Genomic DNA, 22,499 nt, shown 5'->3' with positions numbered 1-22,499 from the left:
ATGAATACCAACGATCTGAATACGGCTCTTTATGAAAAGATGGCTGCTGAGCAGGAAAAATACAGGGACTGGCTGAAAAGCCGACCCCCGGAAGAAATCCTGCACCACACCTATGAATATACTGTCCGTGAGGATATTGTGATGGCAATGGAGGAGCTGGAGCTGACCGACGCCCAGGCCCAGGCACTTTTGGAATCTTCTTTGCCGCTGGCGGATGTGTACCGCTACTTTGAAAAGCTGGAGACCGGTCACATGGATGTGATCCGGGACAGCATTGAGAACCGTGCCGACGATGTGTGCAGAGCTAAAGAGGAACTGCGAACAACACCGATCTATCCCCATTCAGCTGCCTATGCGAGAGAACATGGGGAGCTGGAGCAGTACCGAGCTTCCAACAATGTAAATCACCAATGCAAGGAGTCTATTGAAGCGGCGGTGCGGGAGCACTTCGACGGAATGTATCTCAGCCACGATGCGGCAAAGGGTGTGATCGAGACCTATGGCATGGAGCGTGTGTCCATGGTTCTGTCTAACACGGTCCAGCTTCAGGACTGGGATGGGCGTTACTCCCGACGCAACAAAGAATGGGCCAAGACCATTCCCAACGATAATCCCGAAACCGTCCGTTGTGGTTATGCCTTAAACAGCCACCCTGCTGTGCTGGATGGTTTTATTGATCTGGTGCGTGAAGAACAGCAGCGCAGCCGTACCCAGAGAGAAAAACTGGAACCGTCCCGTCCCTCAGTGCGGGATAAGCTCAAGCAGGAGCTGCCCGCCCATAAGTCTGCCGCCCCGAAAAAACGGGAGCCGGAGCGATAACCATGGCAAAGCGCAAGCGGGATGTGCCGGTTTTGTTTTGGGTGTCCGCAGAAGAACTGGAACTGATCCATCAAAAGATGCAGCAATACGGGACAGAGAATTTGAGCGCTTATCTGCGGAAAATGGCGCTGGATGGTTATGTGGTCAAGCTGGAACTGCCAGAGCTGAAGGAGTTGGTCTCCCTGATGCGCCGAAGCAGCAACAATTTGAACCAGCTGACCCGCAAAGTGCATGAGACCGGGCGGGTTTATAATGCTGACTTGGAGGATATATCCCAGCGGCAGGAACAACTGTGGGAGGGTGTGAAGGAAATCCTTACCCAACTCTCCAAACTTTCATAACAGGGATAGATACTCCATTTGCGGAGGGAGGAACGGCGTTTCTTCGCCGCACCTTCCTCCGCTTTTTCTTTTTGTCTGTATCCTTGTCTTTTGCCTGTCCGTACCGGATAATATGAGTAGAATAAGAAGCGTAGCAAAGGAGTGAAAACAGATGCTGACCTTTGAAAAAGTGCTGGAGATTTTTGCGGATTACCTAACCGCAGACGAGACCATAGAAGTTTATATCAGCCGCCATGGATGTGTAAGAGTTGAATTTGACCAAGATTTTCACTATTGCTCTGGCGAGGTGTGCCATACTCCCAAGGAACTGTTCGACCTCTTAGCCGATGATTACCGGACTTATCTGGAGATTGAACTGACCAAAGGAAAACGGGAAGTGACGGAAGATGATGAGAGAGAAGCGGATGCCCTATGCAAACAGTATCTGGAGCGTTGGAAGGAGGAACAGAAATGAAGATTTTGAAATGTCTGCTGATGATCGTAACTGCACCGGTCATTTTGGTGTTGACGCTTTTTGTCTGGCTCTGCACGGGGCTGATCTACATATCCGGTCTGGTGCTTGGTCTACTAAGCACGGTAATTGCTCTGCTTGGCGTGGCTGTGCTGATTACCTATTCCCCGCAGAATGGTGTGATTTTGCTGGTTATGGCATTTTTGATTAGCCCGATGGGGCTGCCGCTGGCTGCGATCTGGCTACTGGGAAAGGTGCAGAGTTTGAAATTTGCGATACAGGATTGGGTGTATGGGTAAATGATGTGAATATAATTTGGAATGAAAAAGAAGCAGGACAATGGGAGATGAGACCCAATGCCCTGCTTCTCTGTTTATTCGGAACGAACTGTAATATATTTTTGATTGCGACTTTTAGGTTTATCGGGAATAGTCATTTCTAATTGCCCGGATTCTAAAAGCGGATTGATATGTTTCAAAGTGAAGTTTCTTAAATCTTTGAAGCCGCAAAATACTGCAAGCTCTTTCTTGGATTTTGGTGTTGTGCAAAAAGTCAAAATCTGTTTGGATACCGTTGATAGTTCAATAACTTGGTGGGTAACTTGGTGGATAACTTGGTGGGCGTCACCCTCTAAGTTGTAGTTTACATTTTTCAAGATGACTCTGAAATCTGTCGCTGTTGAGGAAAATTCAGGCTTATATGCCGCTGTGTATCCAGGCAGCTTTTCAGTTTCACTGACGATTTTGCGTAGGCCACTTCCACGGCGTTCCATGTACTTCATGCGGTGGAACAGGTCAGCAATCACAGGGTTTCGTCGCATGGAACGGATACTGTAAATATCGTATTCCTGAATTGAGCCGCCGCCAAACATACCGCCCGGAGATGTGATTTCCACCCGATCATCAAACATATCAATATGGATTTCGCTGCCAAGCACAATATAATCACGATGGATAAGCGCATTAACAAGAGCCTCTGTCACAGCTCGTTCAGCATAATCCGGCTTGTCTACACGATACTGTGCCTTTTTGACAAAACGGACTTTGGAATTATTGCGAATAAATTCACTGCCGCTGTTCAGTAAATAAATCAAATTTCCCTCGTATTCTTTATCGTCCAGCGCATCATCAAAGATAGAGCCTTTTTCCAAGCCATTCCACCGGGTACAGAACATACGGGAGTTATAAACCGTGTGCTGATCGGTCATGAGTTTTCCGGCATTGGTCAGGAGTCCATTTTTATCAGTCAAACCGAAGGAAACATAATCGGATGGCTCAAAGCGGAGACCGGTCCGTTCCAGATAGGTTGCTTCCAGAAGTGTAAAGCTGTAATCCTTTTTTACCGCGTCTGTTGTTAGGGTATCAAAGGACTGATTGGTTCCCTTTAAGATCAGTTCATTCACAATGTAATCAGGGGCAATTACGCTTTCATTTCCAACACGGATATATGCTTCCATCACGCCGTCTGCCTTGTAATAATATGGGGTGCTGCGGCCGGGAGAAACCTCCAGAGCTAATAGATTTTTACCATCTTCCTGTAATGGTTTTAAGATGAACTGAGGTAATGGTGTGATTCGTTCTTTGATTAAGCGGCTGATCGCTTCAGCATCCTTTTGAACATCTGACAAGCCGATAGGCTCCCGGTCATCAGAGACTCCGAAAAACAGAGTGCCGCCGATCCCATTGGAAAGGGCACTGACACTTTTTAACCAGCTTTTTGGCTTTTTTGTTTCGAGAGCAACTTTGAAATCACATTCCGTTGCTTCGGCAATGAGCTGTTCTATCATAAAATCCCTCCTTTGAGGTTGTAGAATGTTCTTTTTTATTATACCCAGCGGAGAAAGTTATTGCAACGATAGAAGCAAAGAGTTCAGCGAAAAAATATTTATGAGAGGAGGGCCTTCTATTATGGCAACTACAAGAATCATGCCGCTTCATGTTGGCAAGGGTCGCACAGAAAGTCGGGCAATCAGTGACATCATCGACTATGTAGCAAATCCACAGAAAACAGATAACGGCAAGCTCATTACCGGCTATGCGTGTGACAGCCGGACTGCGGATGCGGAGTTCCTTCTGGCAAAGCGGCAGTACATTGCCGCTACCGGACGGGTGCGCGGCGCAGATGATGTGATCGCCTATCATGTGCGCCAGTCCTTCCGCCCTGGTGAGATTACCCCGGAAGAAGCAAACCGGCTGGGCGTAGAATTTGCAAAGCGTTTTACTAAAGGCAATCATGCCTTTGTGGTCTGCACTCACATAGACAAGTCGCACATTCATAATCACATTATCTGGTCATCGGTCAGCTTAGAATATGACCGGAAATTCCGAAACTTTTGGGGCAGCACCAAGCGGTTCGCCGGTTAAGTGATACAATCTGCATTGAAAACGGACTGTCCATTGTAGAGAATCCGAAACCTCACGGAAAAAGCTATAACAAGTGGCTGGGAGATCAGGCAAAGCCTCTCACCGAGAGCTGCTGCGTGTGGCGATTGACAACGCATTATCACAAAGTCCTGCTGACTTTGAAGAACTGCTGAAGCTGTTGCAAGAGTATGGTTGTGAAGTCTCAAAGCGCGGAAAATCGTATCGACTGAAGCTCTCTGGTTGGGAGAAAGCCGCCCGCATGGACAGTCTGGGCGAAGGATATGGATTGGAAGATTTGCGGGCAGTTCTCTCCGGGAAGAAAGCACATACCCCGCGAAAGAAAACAGTCACACAGGCAGAACCGCCGAAGGTCAATCTGCTGGTGGACATTCAGGCAAAATTGCAGGCCGGAAAAGGTGCTGGCTATGCTCGATGGGCTAAAGTTTTTAATCTGAAACAAATGGCGCAGACCATGAATTACCTGTCAGAGAACAATCTGCTGGAGTATGCGGTTTTGGAAGAAAAGGCTGCGGCTGCCACGGAACATCACAATGATCTTTCGGCGCAGATCAAAGCGGCTGAAAAGCGCATGGCAGAGATCGCTGTTCTGCGTACTCACATCGTAAATTATGCCAAGACCCGTGAGGTCTATGTGGCATACCGCAAGGCGGGTTATTCTAAGAAATTCCGGGAAGAACATGAGGAAGAAATTCTGCTCCACCAGGCTGCTAAGAATGCCTTTGATGAGATGGGAGTCAAGAAGCTGCCCAAGGTCAAAGAGTTGCAGACAGAGTACGCAAAATTGCTGGAAGAAAAGAAAAAGACCTATGCCGAGTATCGGCGTTCCCGTGAGGAAATGCGGGAGCTTTTAACGGCAAAGGCCAATGTGGATCGGGTGCTGAAAATGGAGGTAGAACAGGATGTTGAAAAAGAAAAAGACCACGGCCAGCGGTAAGCTGGTCCTGGTCAAAAGCGTTCGCAGAACGCGTAGCCACAGAATGAAATTCTGTGTTCAAAGGGGCTTGGGGGCGCTGCCCTCAACAAGCAAGCGGAGAGGAAAATCACGGAGGGATTTTCTTCTCTGCGGGCCTGTGTGTATTAACACAGGCATTGCTTGCCACGTTTTCTCCCGTCCTTCGCAGCAATGTAACTTTTCTCTGAACACTTCGCCAGATACCTTGTGTTTCTTCGGATATTCGTATATAATGTATCATGTTGAGTATTATCCGTGCGGAGGTGCGATATGAACGGGATCAAGGGCTATATTTCCATAAAGGAGGCATCATACCGTTGGGGCGTGTCGGAGCGGCGGGTCAACCAATACTGCGCCGAGGGGCGGATCCCCGGCGCGTCCCGGTTCGGGCGCTCATGGGCAATCCCGGAAAATGCGGAGAAACCGTCCGACCCTCGTAGGAAGGCCACGGAAGGAGGCGGTGGATATGATCTCCGATGAAACCGCATACCGACGGTATCTTGACGGAGAGCAAAAAGCTGCCGACCTGCTGGTGGAACGCTACGGCGATGCGCTGACACTTTACATCAACGGATATATCAAGGACATCCACGAGGCGGAGGATCTGATGATCGAGCCTTTTCACAGCTTTTCGCAAAGGAGCGGCCGATTGAGGGTGTGGGCAGTTTTAAGGCATATCTTTACAAAACCGCTCGTCACCTTGCGCTTCGACATAAGCAGAAACACCGTCTTGCATTTCTGTGCTTGGATGAGTTGGACTTTGAGCCGCAAAGCAACACCCTGATCGATACCGATCTACTTCGCAGCGAACGAGACCGCCAGCTTTATGATGCGCTTGAAAAGCTGAAAGCAGAATACCGGGAAGCACTCTATCTTGTCTATTTTGAAGATATGAGCTACCGCGATGCGGCAACGGTCATGAACAAAAGTGAAAGCCAGATCACGAAACTGGTCTACCGCGGAAAACAAAGCCTGAAAGTAATTTTGGAGCAGGAGGGATTTACTTATGCGGACAAGTGAGGAGCGTGCCCGCCTGATCCACAGGCGGACAGCGGAAATCAAACAGGAGCGTCGAATAAAAAGACAGCGCCGACTGGATGCGGCCTGCATGGCGGTCTGCCTGCTTCTGGTCATCGGCATCGGCACAATGATGCCGGGACTGATGAGGAACGCCGCGGACGGAAGCATCGTCCATTCTTCGGGAACGGCAAGCCTGATAGGAAGCCATGCCGCGCTGGGCTATATCGTGATGGGGCTGTTGGCATTTTTCCTTGGGGTTTGCGTGACGGTTCTTCTATACCGTCTGCATCGGAGATGTGAAGGACAGAAGCAGGAGGAGGCCGGAGATGGAGAACTTTGAACTCATTGATAACCTGTTTCAGATCGCGGTGCTGCTCTGCGCCTGTGTCGCTGCCGGTATTCTGGCCATTCGGCACAGGAACCGCAGCCTCCTGATTTTATCTCTTGCCTATGCCTGCTTTGCCATGGGGACGATATACTATGTGCTGTATCTGGTCATCATTGGCATCTGGCCGCAGGTATTTTATGTGGCGGAGATCTCCTGGCTGGCCGCATGGCTTTTTTACCTGTCTGTGCAGATATTGCCAGGGGAGGGGAAGAAGGATCGATTTTCCCTCCCTGCCGGAGCCGCAGCGGCGGTCATTGCGGCAATCGCCTTTCTCGACCACGATTTCGGCCCATCCTATTTTGTTTCGGCCCTGTTTTCCCTCACAGCAGGCGCGACCATGTATCTCTCGGTATCTCACATGCAAAACGGCAGTTTGTGCCGAAAAAGAGACTTGTTTATGATCATCTGCGTTACGTTGCAGGTGCTATTATATCGGGTTTCCGGCTTCACCCATGACTACACGCGCTTTCAGCTCTACTATGCTGTAGACCTTGCGCTGACGCTGTCCATGGCGGCGCTGCTGCCCCTGACACTGCGGGAGGTGAAGCGAGCTTGACCTATATTGAAATATTTTCCTCTGCCTTGCGCTCCCGCTGATCTTATCCCTATTTTTCATGAAGGGGCGCGTTCGGCGCTATGCGCTGTTCTTGACCGTCGGTATGGCCGTGTGCCTGCTCAGCGCCTATGTCAGCAGCTTCTTCATGGGGCAATACGGCGTGGATGGCACCGTTGCCGCTATCGAGATCACGCCCGTATGTGAAGAAGTCATGAAGCTGCTGCCCCTGCTGTTTTTCTATCTGATTTTTGAGCCGGAGCCGAAAGAGATGCCTGCGGCAGCCATCGCCATCGCCGTGGGGTTTGCTACCTTTGAAAATGTCTGCTATCTGACGGAAAACGGCGCGGCCAATTTTAACTTTCTGCTGATCCGCGGGATCTCCGCCGGAGCGCTGCATATTCTCTGTGGCGTTCTTTCCGGCTTCGGTGTTTCCCATGTGTTTCGCTGCCGCTGGCTGGCAGTGACCGGCACCGTGGGCATTCTTGGAGCCTGCATCGGTTTCCATGCCATCTACAATCTGCTCATCACGGCGGAGGGCGCATGGAAAACGGCAGGATACCTCTTTCCATCGCTGCTCCTCCTCTGCCTATACGCAGCAAAGCAGCTGCTGCCAAGGCAGAACATTTCCTTTGAATAAGTACAGATTTCGCGCGCAGAGCCGTCCAAAATTCGGGGCGGCTCTATTTTTTTTAAATTTTTTTCGATTTTAGGTGGAAGGATTTTGGATTTCATGTCTTTTAGGAAGTAGAGGGTCGTTGATTGACCCTGGAAACAAAAAGCGAAAGGAGGCATTGACAATGACCGGCAAAACGGAGCGCCGGATTCGGGAGATCCGGCGACGGACGAGGCAATACAGGAAGCAGCACGAAAGGCGCGTGCTTTCCACCTTAAGCGTGTGCAGTCTGCTTCTCTTTGCCGGGATCGGTATTCTTTTGCGGAAGGTACAGTCAGGTGGCGTCCCCACCGTGGCGGAAAGCTATGGCTCTGTGCTGCTGCGAGGAGGCGCAAGCGCATACATTGTGGTCGGCATCGCCGCCTTTGCGGTGGGGGTGACAGTGACCATGATCTGCATCCGGCTGAAAAACAAATCAAAAGACCGCACAGTCAGTACGGAAGAAAGGGAGGACTAAATGAAATTGAAAAAACGGATATTGAGCCTGCTGCTCTGCGGCGCAATGCTCTTTTCCCTCTGCTCTCAATCCGTGTTGGCCGAGGAGAATGGGCAGGCGGGCGGCGTTACAATAGGCACAAGCGGCCTGTGCGAACACCACCCGGAGCATAACGCGGACTGCGGCTACACGGAGGGAACGGCGGGAACACCCTGCGTCCACGAACACACCGTAGATTGCTATGAGGAAGTAACCAACTGCGTCCATGAACATGACGAGGACTGTTACCCGGAGGAAAGCGTTTCCGGCAATGAAGCGACCCCGTCCGGCGCACAAAAACGGGAGCCGGAGAACTGCCCCCACATCTGCGACGAGGAAAGCGGGTGTATCACCAAGGAATTAAACTGCCAGCATGAGCATGACGATGAGTGCGGCTACTCTCCTGCAACTGCGGGGACCCCCTGCGGGTATGTCTGCGAACTGTGCGGCAGTGAGGATAGTGAGAAACTGGCTACTCCGTCCAATGCGGAGGCTGTCACGGTGGCAAGCGTACAGGCCATGATCGACGGTTTACCGAACGCAGAAGAAATCACTGAAGATAACGCCGAAGAAGTCAAGGCGCAGCTTGAGGCTATCGACGAGGCGAAGGAGAAGCTCTCCGACGAGGAAATCGATGAGCTGGATATGACCCGGTATGCGGAAGCTGCCGCTGCATTGGGGGCGCTGGCTGCGCCAATGCTATTGGCCAATGATTCGCCTGACGAGCAGTTTTCCCTCAAACCCGGCGACACCTATTACTTTGACCTCTCCGGCGCAAACATCCCCGGAACGGCAAACGGCAGTCTGCCGGATAATACCCTGCACTATGTGCCCTTTACCTACGCAGGGACGGTGGACGCCTACAAACTCACGTCTGCGACGGCAACCACCGAGGAGTATGCACAGCAGAACAAATATCCCCACAGCCTGTTTGTGGCGGACTATGCCGTAACGCATACGATTAGCTGGGGTGGCCTGAATGACGAAGGTCTGATTTTCGGCAAAAATTATGCCAGCGGCGGCGTGGACTATACCCTGCGCGCACCGTCTGTGGGAAGTATCTCTACAGGTTCGGGCGATTCCCAACGCGGCGTGCCCCAAAGCAACGAATGGGACACGATGCTGAACAAGAACAGTGGATATATCCAAAACTGGAATAAAATGTATTCGTGGGGACAGGATACTTCTTCTGCCGCCGAGTCGTTCCGGGCGTACCGTGGGTACACCTCGGCCCGCTTCTGGAACAACTCCAATGCTACGTTCTCCTACCCGCGCGTCGGTTTTCGCCCCGTCCTTGAAGTCCTGAACCCTGGCACACTGGGTTCTGACGGACTGAAGGTCGTTACCCTTGACCTTGGCGGCGGCAAGCTGGGTAATAGCTCCGAGGATATTCAAATCATCGTGAAAACCGGCAGCGAGTTTACCGCGCCTGCGTCCGACGGCCTGACCCGCCCGGACGGAAATACCGGCAGCTACTTCATGTGGCTTGGCAGCGACGGCAAGCTCTACGCGCCCGGTGCCAACGTTCCGGCGGAAGTTACCAAGCTCACGGCGCAGTTTGCTTTATCAGAACAGTTTTCCCTCAAACCCGGCGACACCTATTACTTTGACCTCTCCGGCGCAAACATCCCCGGAACGGCAAACGGCAGTCTGCCGGATAATACCCTGCACTATGTGCCCTTTACCTACGCAGGGACGGTGGACGCCTACAAGCTCACATCGGAGATGGAGACCACCGAGGAATATGCACAGCAGAACAAATACGCCCACAGCCTGTTTGTGGCGGACTATGCCGTAACGCATACGGTAAGCTGGAATGGCCTGAATGACGAAGGTCTGATTTTCGGCAAAAATTATGCCAGCGGCGGCGTGGACTATACCCTGCGTGCGCCGTCCGTGGGAAGTAGTTATACAGGCTCAGGTGATTCAGAACGCGGCACGCCCCAAAGCAACGAATGGGACACGATGCTGAATAAGAACAGCGGATATATCCAAAACTGGAATAAAATGTATTCGTGGGGACAGGATGTTTCTTCTGGCTTCGCGTCGAGCCGTGCGCGCCGCGGGTACGATTCGGCCCGCTACTGGCACTACGACTATGCTACGGACTCCGGCCCGCGCGTCGGTTTCCGCCCCGTCCTTGAAGTCCTGAACCCTGGCACACTGGGTTCTGACGGACTGAAGGTCGTTACCCTTGACCTGAACGGCGGCAAGCTGGGCGGCAGCTCCGAGGATATTCAAATTATTGTGAAAAAAGGCATCGCATTTGCCGCGCCTGCGTCCGACGGTCTGAACCGCCCGGACGGAGATACGGGCAGCTACTTCATGTGGCTTGACGGCAATGGCAATTCCTACGAACCCGGCGGCAGTGTTCCTGCTGATGTGACTGAACTGACGGTGCAGTGGACAGCCCCGACCTACGTCGTAACCTTGAATACGAACGGCGGCACGATCAACAGCGGCAATGTCACCGGATACACCTACGGCGTGGGTGCAACGCTTCCGACAGCCGACGATATGACCTATACGGGATATACGTTCAAGGGATGGTATGACAACGAAAATCTGACCGGCTCTCCTGTTACGGCAATCGGCGGTACAGAAACGGGCAATAAGGAATACTGGGCGAAGTGGGAAGCAAATGCCTACACCGTCACGCTGAACACGAACGGCGGAACGATCAACAGCGGCAATGTCACCGAATACACCTACGGCGTGGGTGCAACACTTCCGACAGCGGGCGATATGACCTATACAGGCCACACGTTCGTGGGCTGGTATGACAACGAAAATCTGACCGGCTCTCCTGTTACGGCAATCGGCGGTACAGAAATGGGCAATAAGGAATACTGGGCGAAGTGGGAAGCAAATACCTATACCGTGACATTTTACCCTAATGGTGGCAGTGTCAATCCGGTTGCTGCTACCACAGATAGTTCCGGCAAGCTGTCCTCTTTACCTACACCAACCCGTGGTGGCAACTATCGTTTTGATGGATGGTACACCGAACAGACCGGCGGCATAAAAGTTACCTTAAATCAGGTTTATACGGCAGATACCACCCTATATGCCTACTGGATCTATACTAGCGGCAGTTCATCTTCCGAAGACAGGGACGATCCCTCTGACAACGCCTTTATTACTGATCGTCCGAACAAGGATAACCCGACCACACCAACCACAGCAAAATCAAATTCTGTAAAAGTGGATAGTGAGGGAAACGCAGTGATTACAAGAAGCATAGTTGCTGATGTTATCTCCGTTGCCCAGACTGACTCAATAAAGCATGGGAATACGAAAAACGGTATCGCAGTGGTTGTTCCTGTGGAAATCAGCAAAGCGTTAGCTGGTGTGCAGATTACGCTGAAAGCAGATGCACTGGATAAACTAGTGTCCTCTGGCGTCAAACGATTTACCATCGATACTGACAGTATGGCTGACTTTGGATTTATGCTGGATACCCTAAAGGAACTGAACCGTCAGACTACCGGAGATCTTATTCTAAAAATGAAGAAGACCGCAGTTACCTCTCAGGAAGTAGAAACAGCCATTGGAAATCGCCCGGTCTATGATATTACCTTATGGGAAGTAAAGAACGGTAAGGAAACTGCTGTCAACTTGAGCGGGAAGACCGTCAGCATTGCAATTCCGTACACGCCGGCGAAAAACGAGCAGCCTGGCAACCTGTATGCGGTTTATGTGGACGAAAACGGTAATGTACAGTGGATCAGCAAATCCAGCTATAATATGGATCAGAAAGCAGTGATTTTTGTAGCAGAGCATTTCAGCATCTACGGCATAGGCTACAAGAATCAGATTCCTGCCTTTACCGACGTGAACAACCACTGGGCAAAGGACAATATGCTCTTTGTTGTTAGCCGTGGGCTGCTGAGTGGTACCAGTGCCACCACCTTCAGTCCCAATACCGGCATGACCAGAGGAATGTTTGTCACCGCTCTGGGGCGATTAGCAGGTGTTGACCCGACTGATTACCAAGCCAGCATGTTTACCGATGTGAAAGAAGATGCTTACTACGCCCCCTATGTCAACTGGGCGGCAAAGACTGGCGTTGTCAGTGGAACGACAGATACTACTTTCGCCCCGGATACCAACATCAACCGCGAGCAGATGGCGGTCATTATGAAGAACTACGCTACCAAACTGGGCTACACCATCCCGAAAACTCTGGAAGTTGTGAATTTTGCGGATAGCGCAGGTATTTCTTCCTGGGCAAAAGAAGCGGTCAAGTCCATGCAGCAGGCGGGCATCCTTGCGGGCAAGACAAACAACTGTTTCGACCCTGCTGGAACCGCAACCAGAGCCGAAGTCGCTACCGTCCTGCGGCGGTTCGTGGAGATCGTCATCGATCCGCAGACTGCCAACGGCTGGGTGCAGAACGACAGCGGTGAATGGAGTTACTACAAAAACGGGGATTTGGTCAAAGGTTGGCTCTCTAATGATCAGAAGTGGTACTGGTTGGACAAAAATACCGGCAAAATGTTCTCTGGTGGTTGGAAGCAGATTGACGGTAAGCAGTATTACTTCTACGCAGATGGCTCTATGGCGGTGAATACCACCGTAGACGGCAAGACCATCGGTGCGGATGGAGCCAGAAAGTAAGTTTTTACCAGCAAATTAAGAATTAAAACAGGGGCATTCCAAACGACATGTGTACTGGAATGCCCCTTCTACAATAAAAGACTGTTTGCCCGTAATAGCAGCGGACAAAGAATAAACGCGGTCGGGTAAGCAGATACCCAGCCGCGTTTATTCTTTCTCTGGTTTTCCCCTTGTGTCGAGCATTTTGTCAATCAGGGCAAGTAAAAGCTCCTGTTCCCGATGACTGCATTGTAGGACTAAACGCTGTATGCGCTCTACGATTTCGCTCTCCTGTTCTATCTGCGGTGCGAGAACTTCATCAAATGAAGCACCAATAGCATTAACGAGACGGATCAGGACGTCCAAGCTCGGCTTTCGTTTGTCATTCTCGATAGCTGCTAGAAAACAAGAACTGATTTCGGCACGATCCGCAATTTGCTCACGGGTATAATCCCGTTTTTCTCTAGCGCAGCGAAGGGAACAACCAAATGAGAACATAATTTGTTGCTTTTTTTTAGACACTCTCCGTCACCTCACATAACAATATTCTACGATTTACCAATGCTATGCGAAATGATTGCAGAGTAGCTTTTTCATAACCACTATCCGTTCCGTTCTGGCTTAAGGGGGGAGTTGATGATATACAAAGAAAATAGCCTGTCTGTTATCAGCGGGCGTTCTTAACGAAAAAATCTGGCTGCAAAATCTCGCTAGCAATCAAAAAATCAACTTTCCATTCATACCATTTTTGCGGAACGATACGGAACTATTAGTAGTCTATAAATTTCCACAAAACAGAACGGACAAGAACATGGAATATTCCCGTGTTCCTGTCCGTTTTGTTTTATTCATTTTTCCAAGAAGCCGATCTCCACCTCCATTCGATTCACTCGTCAATCACCTGTGAATCGAAATGGAGGTACATAATGAAGAAAATTAACCTTCGGGAGCTTTATCCTGATGTTTATACAACAGACTTTTTTGTAGATGTGACAGAGGAAGTAATGGAGACTATTCGGGCAGCTGAACGTGCGGAGGCTGCGTATGAGCGAAAGATGTATCGTTATAAAGCACAGTATTCTCTGGATTGCGAGAATGGCATTGAAAATGCGGTGCTGTTGAAGCCGCAAACACCGGAGATGGCGCTGGAGGAGAAACAGTTTCAGGAGCAGGTCTATGCCGCTGTGATGAAGCTGCCGGAGAAACAGGCAAAGCGAATTTATGCCCGATACTATCTGGGAATGACGGTAAATGAAATTGCCGAAGTAGAAGGTGTAGACCCAAGCCGCGTCCGTGACAGTATCCGACGTGGCTTAAAGCAGCTCGGAAAATATTTTTGATAAAGTTTCATTTGATGCGCCTGTTTTTTGCTTTTTTGTCAGTGTTAATAAGAAGGACAAGTTTTCCTCCTTCATCAGTACATTGACAATCGAATAGACAGCACAACAGGTACATAACCCATGTATGAGCGAATATGAAACGCCGCGAAGATGGAGCAGTCAGGGAGGTGATGAGAGAACTGCTTCGGAGCGATCTACGATTTCATAAAACGGATTGTGGCAGATCCGGCGCGATGACTGCATGGGGGCTTAAAGATACTTCCTCACGGCCCGCCAAAGACTTGGGGGGAACCCTGCGGCACACGATACGAACGATGCTGCGGAGTTATGACAGCCGCGCCAGCGGAGACCTGTTGTGTTCCCATCGTCAGGGGGCGTGGCAAATATGACGAGTAATCCGAACAGAATAACAGTAGCCGCACCAGGTTTTTATCCGAAGATTTCTTTCAGACTGGTGCGGCTATTTAAGTATTAAGATATTAAGGAGGCGAGAGTGATGTTTGAAAAATTCCATCGAGGTGACATATATTCGGCTGATTTAAGCCTGGTATCGGCTCTGAACAAAGTGGCTCTCGTCCTGTACTCATTCTTCAAAACAATGTGGGAAATTGTTTCAGTCCTACGATTATTATTGCAGCAATTACCAGTGTAAGCAAAAAAAGCAGAAAGTTCCCCACGCATTACCACTTAAATGACAGATGCGGTTTGGTGAAACCATCTGTTGTTATGCTGGAACAGATCAGAACAATCGACAAGTCGAGGTTAAAAAACTATATTGGTCATCTAAACAAGGATGACATGGAAAATATAAACAAGACGCTCTTGTGCAGTCTAGGGATTACATAAAAGTGCCGAAAGGCGTATCATTTTCAGGCTGTGCAAGTAGAGTTATAATTTCATTAGGAATTGCGGAGGTGATTCTGAATGGAGAATATCCAGAATAAAAGCGCATTGATTCCTTCAGATGAAATCCGGTCAGAAGAACTTCTGGCGGAACAAAAATTTGAAGCGTTTATCACTTCGCTGGCACATATCATCGAGAAATATGGTATGAGAGTGCTGGGCGAGGTTGACGGAGCTGCGTGAGAATCGCAGCTTTACATAGGATATTTTCCAAAAGTAAATTTTGGAGGTATGAATTATGAACCGATATGGAAAACGCTGTGTTTTGTATCCGAGGGTCAGCACAGAGATGCAAGTGGACGGATACAGCCTGGAAGGTCAAAAAAATATGCTGACACGATTTGCGGATCGTGAGGAAATGATCATTGTTGATATTTATGAAGATGCCGGTAAATCCGGTAAATCCATTGAGGGACGGCCTGCCTTTCAAAAAATGCTCAGAGATATTGAGGATGGCTTGGACATTGACTATATTTTAGTGTATAAGCTGTCACGGTTTGGCCGTAATGCAGCAGATATACTTAACTCTTTGGAGTTGGTTCAATCTTATGGTGTAAATCTGATTTGCATAGAAGAAGGGATTGATTCCTCTCAGACAAGCGGAAAACTTTTGATTTCTGTACTATCTGCTGTGGCTGAGATTGAGCGTGAGAATATTATCGAGCAGACGATGAACGGACGGCGCGAAAAGGCACGGCAAGGTGGATGGAATGGTGGCTTTGCTCCCTACGGATATACACTGGAAGATAACAAGCTGATGATTGAAGAAACAGAGGCTGTGGCAATACGGAAGATTTTTGAATTATATACTTCATCGGAAATCGGTTTGGGTGGTATTGCGAATCAGTTGAACTTACAAGGTATACGGAAAATTCCGAGGCAGAATGGCACATTAGAGGATTGGACAGGACATTTTATTAAACTGATACTGGATAACCCGGTTTATTGCGGTAAAATTGCCTATGGACGGAGAACGAAGGAAAAAGTCAAAGGCACAAAAAACGATTACCAGATGAAAAGAAATGACGATTACATTCTGACAGAGGGACAGCATAAAGGAATCGTTAGTGAGGAGGTATGGGAAAAGGCTCATGCCAAGCGTCTTAGAACCGGAGTAAAGCAACCGTCAAAAATTGGACGGGATCGAGTTCATTTGTTATCCGGTCTGCTGAAATGCCCGGTTTGTGGAAGTCCCATGTATACGAATAAACACGCATGGACAAATAAAGATGGCACTTACAAAGAAATTTACTATTATGTATGTAGTCGGAATAGGATGGTCAGGGGTAAGCATTGTGAATATAAGGCAATGCTGAAAAAGACTGATATTGAACCGATGGTCATTGAGGCAATTCGTGAGATCGTAAGGAATGAGGAATATGCCCAAGCCATTAAAAAACGGATTGGCGTTCAGATTGACACGAAAGCAGTGGATAAAGAACTGGAGGGCTATCAGGCAAAGCTGAAGGAAGTTGATCTGAATAAAACAAGATTGGAACGGGAAATTGACAGTCTCCCTGCTGATGCAAAATACCGGGAACGAAAGCTCCATGATATGACCTTGCGGTTAGATTCCCTATATGATGTCATTGTTGAGCTGGAGGAAAAAATCGAAGATGCCAGACTTCGGCGAGATGCAATTAAGCAGCAGGCAATTACTCTTGAGAATATTTACAAAATCATGGTGAATTTCGACTGCGTTTATAATATAATAAATGACGAAGAAAAGAGAAATGTGGTCACAGCCTTGATTAAGGAAATTGAAATTTACAGGAATGACGAGTCTGAATATCCGCTAAAGCGGATTGGTCTGAATTTTCCGGTGTTCAAGGATGGCGGGGAAGTTACGGAGCTTTTGTGGGACAAAGGGAATACCGTTGAGACAGTCTGCCTTCTGTCAAGAAAAGCCCAATAAATCAAAGGATTTCGCCATTTTGGGAATAAAATAGATGTGTGTTTCTGTTTCCGCAGAGTGATGATATATCAGGAGGTTTACCCCAGGGGATAGGCTTTGGAGAACGGGAGATATACATTTTGGCGAAAGAATACTTTTTCGCAAAAGCGGTTTTGTTAAAGGAGCGTATGATGAAGGAAATTGAACAGTTCGCAACCCAATTTCGAAGAGCGATTGACTTGGCTTTGGAAGCAGGGGAGTTTGATAACGACAGCATATATCGCAGATTTCCACGTGCTTGCTGCGGAGATACGAGTGATTTGTTAGCTCAGTATTTATTGGATAAAGGTATCAAAACAGATTATGTCTGTGGAACATATTGGGGTAAACCGGATGGAAACGGACAATCTCATGCATGGCTGATGGTAGACAAATATATTATTATAGATATCACAGGTGACCAATTTAGTGGCAAGTCTACTTTTCTTAATTATGACAAATCAGTTTATGTAGGTGAGGGAGATGATTTCCATAGGCTCTTTGAGGTTGAAGATAGAGATGTTCATGAGCATCGTGGATTGAGTGCTTTGGGTGGTTTTTGTGGACCGAGGCTGTGGGATTTATATAGAAAAATTCTAAAATACATTTAGTCAACCACTTTTTATGGGGATAAAACCATTACCCCACTTTGAAAACCTATTGCATACTTTCGCTATGCAGTATAAAATAAATGTTCAGGGGAATATTGAAACCGTATGTCTGCTTTCAAAGAAACCTTGATTTTCTGCGGTTTGTGGGATATTAAGGAACGAAAATGGATATGTGTTTTGTAGCCTTATGAATGAACCATTTGAATATCGCAGCAGTGGGGTGTTTTGAAACTCTGCTGAATAATAGGCTTTTGCTAAAAGGTATCACTTTTGTGAAAATGTATGATACTTCCTGGCAGAAGCCTTTTTATATAAAGATAACTTGACTTCTAAATCTTACTGATGTAATATTTACACAAGTGCAGTAGGATTGCGGACGAAATTTTTTTGTTGCGAAATCTTACGCATGTAATAAAAGGAAGGAGGAATGCATAGTACGATATACCCAGCAAAGAGAAATTTTTTTACTTCAAAATCTTACGAGTGTAATATTTTGAAGATATAGCGTACATTGAAAATAGAATATGACCATATCAGCAAAGCAAAATGAATGGAGGTCAATATGAAGAAAGGAAAAAGCAGAAACAAGCGAAAGAAAACAAGAAGCAGGCTCCTATGGATTGCGATTGCTGTTATAGGAATAGCTGCGGTAATTTCTGCAGTATGTGTGGCAGGAATGTTGGCAACAAAGGAAAATGCCTGGAAGACACCGGAAGAACTTCTGGTGGAGTACATGGATCATATTCCAAAACAGGAGTATGAAGAAATGTATGCAATGCTACATATTGAGGCATCGGGAAATGTCAGTCAGGAGGATTTTGTAACTCGAAATTCAGCTATTTATGAAGGTATAGAAGTCCAGAATATAGCTGTCCAGATTATTGCATATGACGAGGAGCAAATGACGGTAACCTACCAGACTTCTTTCGATACAGTTGCAGGAACTATCAGCTTTGAGAATAAAGCACTTTTCCTAAAGGACGAAGAAGGATATCAGTTAGTTTGGGATGATTCCCTGATTTTTCCGAATCTGGCATCTACAGATAAAGTAAGAGTTTCCACTACACAGGCAGAACGAGGAGAAATTCTGGATAGGAACGGACGTGTCCTTGCAGGAAAAGGTACAGCATCTTCGGTTGGAATCGTTCCGGGCAAGTTGGAAAACAGAGAGGAAGCAATCGCACAGATTGCAGAACTAGTGGAAATCACACCGGAAGCGATAGAAAAGAAACTGTCTGCAAAGTGGGTAAAGGATGATTCTTTTGTTCCCATTAAAACAATTCCAAGAGTGGAAGAAATTGAGTTAATGTCTATCAGTCCAGATGAAGAAGTCCTAAAGGAGAAAGAAAGGCATGAAAAGTTGCTGGAGATTCCCGGAGTGATGATATCTGATGTTGAAGTGCGTGAATACCCATTAGGAGAAGCAGCGGCACATTTGGTCGGATATGTTCAAAGTGTTACTGCGGAAGATTTAGAGGAGCATGCAGGAGAAGGCTATACAGCCAATAGTGTAATCGGCAGAAGCGGAATGGAGAGCTTGTTCGAGAGTGAACTGAAAGGCCAGAACGGTTGCAGGATTTACATTGTAAACTCGGAAGGCAAAGAGAAGGAGGAACTTGCTTGTATCCTGGTACAGCATGGGCAGGACATCCAGCTTACGATAGATACTGATTTACAGGTTTCCTTGCATGAGCAGTTTAAGGAAGATAAAAGCTGCTCGGTAGCCATGAATCCTTATACCGGAGAAGTATTGGCTTTGGTCAGCACACCGGCCTATGACAATAACGATTTTATTATGGGATTGTCGAGTGAGCAGTGGACTGTACTTAACGAGGATGAGAATAAGCCAATGTATAATCGCTTCCGGCAAGTGTGGTGTCCGGGGTCTACATTCAAGCCAATTACCGCAGCGGTCGGCTTGGAATCAGGAGCAATCGATCCAATGGAAGATTACGGCAACGTAGGCTTAAGTTGGCAAAAGGATGCATCGTGGGGTTCCTATCATGTAACAACACTCCATGCATATGAACCAGTCATTTTAGAGAATGCCCTAATATATTCCGACAATATTTATTTCGCAAAGGCAGCATTAAAGATTGGCTCAGAAGAGATGGAGAGTTCTTTGACTGGACTTGGTTTTAATGAGGAACTGCCATTTGAGATTAAGATGGCAGAGTCGCAGTATTCTAATTCAGAGGGAATTGAAACAGAAACACAGTTAGCAGACAGCGGTTACGGTCAAGGGCAGGTTTTGGTGAATCCATTACATATGGCATGTATCTATTCTGCTTTCTGTAACGAGGGAAATGTTATAAAGCCGTATTTAGTATATCAGAAAGACGCAGTAGCTGAGTATTGGATTCCGGGAGCCTTTTCTAATGAGACAGCAAGCCGTGTATTGGAAGGAACAAAAAAGGTTGTGAATGATTCTAATGGAACTGGATATGCAGCCCATCGGGATGACATTCTTTTAGCAGGAAAAACAGGTACGGCAGAAATCAAGGCATCGAAGGATGATACTTCGGGTACGGAATTAGGATGGTTTGCAATTTTTACAGCAGAAGATACGGTAGAACATCCTATATTGATTATTAGCATGGTAGAAGATGTGAAAGGTAGAGGAGGAAGTGGATATGTTGTTAAGAAAGACGGCCTGGTCCTGGAAGAGTGGTTTAGCAGTAATTAGTTTTGTACTGATGCTTAGTGTTTCGGGGTGCAGTGATGCACCCCCGGAAGAAAATACAGTTTCGGAAACGGTAATAGATGTTCAGGCTATTCAGGAAGAATCAGAGGAGGATGCAGATGAAATTATAAGCGTCTGCATTGATCTTTATGAGAAAGCAGAAGAAGAAAATAAATTAGCGGATTTGGAAACAATCCGTAGTATTGTAAATCGTCTTGGAGAAAATGGTTATTCGGCAGTTGACAGCAGAAATCAAATTAACATGACGGAACCAGAGAAGGTAGTGGAATTCTGCGAAAAGGTGGATGCACAGGAGGAAGCAGAAATAACGATTCTTGAAATCAGTTATTTGGGCGGATTTGTAAAATACGATTTGCACACAAAAGGCGGAAATGTGGATGTGGTCAGAAGCTATTACAAGTATGAAAATGGAAATATGAAAAGAGAGGTTATAGGAAACTATCAAGCGGAGTATTGGAATTATACAGAAGAAGGTTACCTGATGTTTTCCGGTGTTTGGTTTTCAGAAGAATTATATGTTCTTACATTGAGTGGAGCAGAGGAACATACCGCATTACGGGTACAGCCATTGGATGAAACATATAGGGAGTTGAGTCGGAAATATCTCAACCCAATCAGCTTTGAACGGAATAATATGTTCATTGTGGATTGGAGTGAGGAGGATTTCGGGGATTTGAATTTCTATGATATGTATGACATTCTTTATCCAAAAGTGAATGGTCAATATGCTCCCTATGTTGCTGATGACAACTTATCAGTCAGTGCAGTTTATCAGATTCCAAAAGAAGAATTTGAAAGTGTTATTATGAAATATTTCAACATTGATAGTGAAACGCTACAATCAAAAACCATCTATGATTCGGAGAATTTGACTTATGAATATAAGCCGAGAGGCTTTGAAGAAGTAGAGTACCCCGAATATCCATATTCAGAGGTAGTAGGTTTTACAGAAAACAATGATGGGACAATTACACTTACAGCCAATGTAGTATTCCCTTATGCGGGTGATTCCAAGGTATATGCTCACGAGGTTGTGGTTCGCCCTTTAGAGAATGGACGGGTACAATATGTATCTAATCGAATTATACCATCCGAAGACAACTACAGAGAAACTTGGCATACGCCACGGTTGACGTTAGAAGAATGGGAAGAATTGTACGGAGGAGAATAATGGAGGATGTGAAATGGCTGCTTAGAAAATGTGGACTTCTAATTTTACTGCTGTTGATTTTCGTGATAGTTGGGGTAATCTGTTGGGGGAAAATGCATGAAGAAGAACAAAAGGTGGCAGAAGAAGTATGGGAGCCACCTGTAGAAATCGAAAATAGCGAAGCAGAAACAGAAGAAGCCGAGAATGCGGAAACTTCCACAGAGTCAGCATATTGGTTTATTCCGCAAGCCAGTGATTGTCTTATCTCAGATGAGGAAAAGGAACAATTGCAGAGTATGGTTTTGTCAGCGGCAGATTCGGTAGCAGAAATCTATAAGGATATTGTAATTGCAGATGCACCAAGTTATTCTTCCGGCATTAGCGAATTTACCAACGAGCAGAGGAAAACTGTGGTGGAGCAATTGGGCAGAAGCGGTCTGGTAAGTGTTGAAGAAGATACTGCCATGCAAAACCATGAAGCAGTCGAAACATTTTATGCAGATTACTTGGATGGACGGGACTCAATGGTTACGGTATTCGAAGTACATAGAGATGGACTGATTGGAGCAGTTACTTTTATTTACCGGAAAGGTGAGTTGCAGACTTATTATATAGGTGTTCGTTGGAAGGAAGGTGGAGTGCCTGAAATACAGGGAACTTCGGTAAGTAATGTGGCTGAAATCAAACTTACGGAAAAAGGGTATTTTATCTACGCATATGAATATGTGATTGCACATGCAAGTTTGAGACAGTATTGGAGAATAGAACCGCTTCCGGAAGACTGCCAGGAACTGACGGAGAAATACATATCAGGACTAAGTTATGTGAATTACAATGTGCTTGTCACAAACTGGAACAGTAGCAATGTAAAGGATATTTTGATGCCTTGCATGTATGAAGATATTTACCGAATTTCCACGGGTGAAAATCTGAAAACTGAGGATTGGAAGATTCCGGCAGAGGAATATGAAAGGATAATGACCACCTATTTTCCAGTATCGATAGAACAGTTAAGAGAGTATTGTGGGTATGATGAAGGGAGTAACAGCTATGAATATGAGATGATTTATGCCAGCCCATACCCACCTTTTGGAGAAGTAGTTGACTATACAAAAAATGCGGATGGAACGATTACACTTATCGTGGATGGAGTATGGCCGGATTATAATTCTGATCTCGCTTTTCGGAATACGGTTGTGG

Annotated in this window: 21 protein-coding genes and 2 pseudogenes; 21 read left to right on the top strand and 2 right to left on the bottom strand. The window is 47.0% G+C overall.

Annotation, left to right across the window (positions count from 1 at the left end; genetic code table 11):
- The 4 genes from DW085_RS16950 to DW085_RS16930 all read left to right on the top strand — a co-directional run bounded on the left by DW085_RS16950 (position 1) and on the right by DW085_RS16930 (position 1,910).
- Positions 1-819: a DUF3849 domain-containing protein gene (locus DW085_RS16950; RefSeq protein WP_118493927.1), complete on the top strand. Its 819-nt coding sequence runs from the start codon at positions 1-3 to the stop codon at positions 817-819.
- A gap of 2 nt (positions 820-821) precedes the next feature.
- Complete coding sequence (gene mobC / locus DW085_RS16945; RefSeq protein ID WP_003526263.1) at positions 822-1,160, top strand: plasmid mobilization relaxosome protein MobC; 339 nt, start codon at positions 822-824, stop codon at positions 1,158-1,160.
- 151 nt (positions 1,161-1,311) lie between these two features.
- The gene (locus DW085_RS16935; RefSeq protein WP_015529855.1) at positions 1,312-1,614 is read left to right on the top strand and encodes a hypothetical protein; all 303 of its coding nucleotides are present in this window, start codon (positions 1,312-1,314) and stop codon (positions 1,612-1,614) included.
- Positions 1,611-1,910, top strand: a complete 300-nt coding sequence (locus DW085_RS16930; protein WP_015529856.1) for a CD1845 family protein — start codon at positions 1,611-1,613, stop codon at positions 1,908-1,910. Before DW085_RS16935 ends, DW085_RS16930 begins: the two co-directional genes overlap by 4 nt.
- A gap of 74 nt (positions 1,911-1,984) precedes the next feature.
- Here the strand turns inward: DW085_RS16930 and DW085_RS16925 are convergent, their stop codons facing one another.
- Positions 1,985-3,397, bottom strand: coding sequence for an ATP-binding protein (locus DW085_RS16925; RefSeq protein WP_118493925.1), 1,413 nt, complete (start codon positions 3,395-3,397; stop codon positions 1,985-1,987).
- Positions 3,398-3,518: 121 nt separating this feature from the next.
- On the opposite strand from DW085_RS16925, the pseudogene DW085_RS16920 reads away from it, so the two are divergent.
- The 8 genes and pseudogenes from DW085_RS16920 (at position 3,519) to DW085_RS20030 (ending at position 12,679) form a co-directional block, all read left to right on the top strand.
- Positions 3,519-4,929 (top strand): annotated as a pseudogene (locus DW085_RS16920) (relaxase/mobilization nuclease domain-containing protein).
- A 288-nt stretch (positions 4,930-5,217) separates the two neighbouring features.
- On the top strand, positions 5,218-5,427 hold the full coding sequence (locus DW085_RS16910; protein ID WP_182430928.1) for a helix-turn-helix domain-containing protein: 210 nt from the start codon (positions 5,218-5,220) through the stop codon (positions 5,425-5,427).
- A 177-nt stretch (positions 5,428-5,604) separates the two neighbouring features.
- The gene (locus tag DW085_RS16905) at positions 5,605-5,967 is read left to right on the top strand and encodes an RNA polymerase sigma factor (RefSeq protein WP_243034078.1); all 363 of its coding nucleotides are present in this window, start codon (positions 5,605-5,607) and stop codon (positions 5,965-5,967) included.
- Entirely contained in the window at positions 5,954-6,307 is a 354-nt protein-coding gene (locus DW085_RS16900) for a DUF4179 domain-containing protein (protein ID WP_118480849.1), read from the top strand. Before DW085_RS16905 ends, DW085_RS16900 begins: the two co-directional genes overlap by 14 nt.
- Positions 6,294-6,911, top strand: a complete 618-nt coding sequence (locus DW085_RS16895) for a hypothetical protein (RefSeq protein WP_118493919.1) — start codon at positions 6,294-6,296, stop codon at positions 6,909-6,911. The genes DW085_RS16900 and DW085_RS16895 overlap by 14 nt, the downstream gene beginning before the upstream one ends.
- Before the next feature lie 91 nt (positions 6,912-7,002).
- Positions 7,003-7,548, top strand: a complete 546-nt coding sequence (locus DW085_RS16890; RefSeq protein ID WP_243034077.1) for a PrsW family glutamic-type intramembrane protease — start codon at positions 7,003-7,005, stop codon at positions 7,546-7,548.
- Between the two features lie 160 nt (positions 7,549-7,708).
- On the top strand, positions 7,709-8,041 hold the full coding sequence (locus tag DW085_RS16885; protein WP_118493913.1) for a hypothetical protein: 333 nt from the start codon (positions 7,709-7,711) through the stop codon (positions 8,039-8,041).
- Positions 8,042-12,679, top strand: coding sequence for an S-layer homology domain-containing protein (locus DW085_RS20030; RefSeq protein WP_118493910.1), 4,638 nt, complete (start codon positions 8,042-8,044; stop codon positions 12,677-12,679). It abuts the gene before it with no gap.
- A 147-nt stretch (positions 12,680-12,826) separates the two neighbouring features.
- On the opposite strand, the gene DW085_RS16875 is transcribed toward DW085_RS20030, so the two are convergent.
- Positions 12,827-13,180, bottom strand: a complete 354-nt coding sequence (locus DW085_RS16875; RefSeq protein ID WP_243034076.1) for a helix-turn-helix transcriptional regulator — start codon at positions 13,178-13,180, stop codon at positions 12,827-12,829.
- A gap of 404 nt (positions 13,181-13,584) precedes the next feature.
- On the opposite strand from DW085_RS16875, the gene DW085_RS16870 reads away from it, so the two are divergent.
- The 9 genes and pseudogenes from DW085_RS16870 to DW085_RS16835 all read left to right on the top strand — a co-directional run.
- Complete coding sequence (locus tag DW085_RS16870; protein ID WP_093369044.1) at positions 13,585-13,998, top strand: sigma-70 family RNA polymerase sigma factor; 414 nt, start codon at positions 13,585-13,587, stop codon at positions 13,996-13,998.
- A 134-nt stretch (positions 13,999-14,132) separates the two neighbouring features.
- Positions 14,133-14,387: a hypothetical protein gene (locus tag DW085_RS16865; protein ID WP_093369046.1), complete on the top strand. Its 255-nt coding sequence runs from the start codon at positions 14,133-14,135 to the stop codon at positions 14,385-14,387.
- A gap of 107 nt (positions 14,388-14,494) precedes the next feature.
- Positions 14,495-14,844: pseudogene (locus tag DW085_RS16860) on the top strand (type II toxin-antitoxin system PemK/MazF family toxin).
- Between the two features lie 78 nt (positions 14,845-14,922).
- Complete coding sequence (locus tag DW085_RS19275; protein WP_004797315.1) at positions 14,923-15,084, top strand: hypothetical protein; 162 nt, start codon at positions 14,923-14,925, stop codon at positions 15,082-15,084.
- A 55-nt stretch (positions 15,085-15,139) separates the two neighbouring features.
- On the top strand, positions 15,140-16,816 hold the full coding sequence (locus DW085_RS16855; RefSeq protein WP_118493907.1) for a recombinase family protein: 1,677 nt from the start codon (positions 15,140-15,142) through the stop codon (positions 16,814-16,816).
- 119 nt (positions 16,817-16,935) lie between these two features.
- Entirely contained in the window at positions 16,936-17,445 is a 510-nt protein-coding gene (locus DW085_RS16850; RefSeq protein ID WP_049889967.1) for a hypothetical protein, read from the top strand.
- A 562-nt stretch (positions 17,446-18,007) separates the two neighbouring features.
- Positions 18,008-20,131, top strand: coding sequence for a penicillin-binding transpeptidase domain-containing protein (locus DW085_RS16845; protein WP_118493904.1), 2,124 nt, complete (start codon positions 18,008-18,010; stop codon positions 20,129-20,131).
- Positions 20,079-21,320: a DUF6070 family protein gene (locus DW085_RS16840; RefSeq protein WP_118493901.1), complete on the top strand. Its 1,242-nt coding sequence runs from the start codon at positions 20,079-20,081 to the stop codon at positions 21,318-21,320. Before DW085_RS16845 ends, DW085_RS16840 begins: the two co-directional genes overlap by 53 nt.
- The coding region (locus DW085_RS16835) for a DUF6070 family protein (RefSeq protein WP_118493898.1) at positions 21,320-22,499 on the top strand (1,180 nt) is incomplete at its 3' end. The genes DW085_RS16840 and DW085_RS16835, both read left to right, overlap by 1 nt.

The organism is Clostridium sp. AF50-3, assembly GCF_003477445.1.
Classification (GTDB): Bacteria; Bacillota; Clostridia; order Lachnospirales; family Lachnospiraceae; genus Otoolea; species Otoolea fessa.
This window is presented reverse-complemented; position numbering and strand designations above follow the sequence as displayed.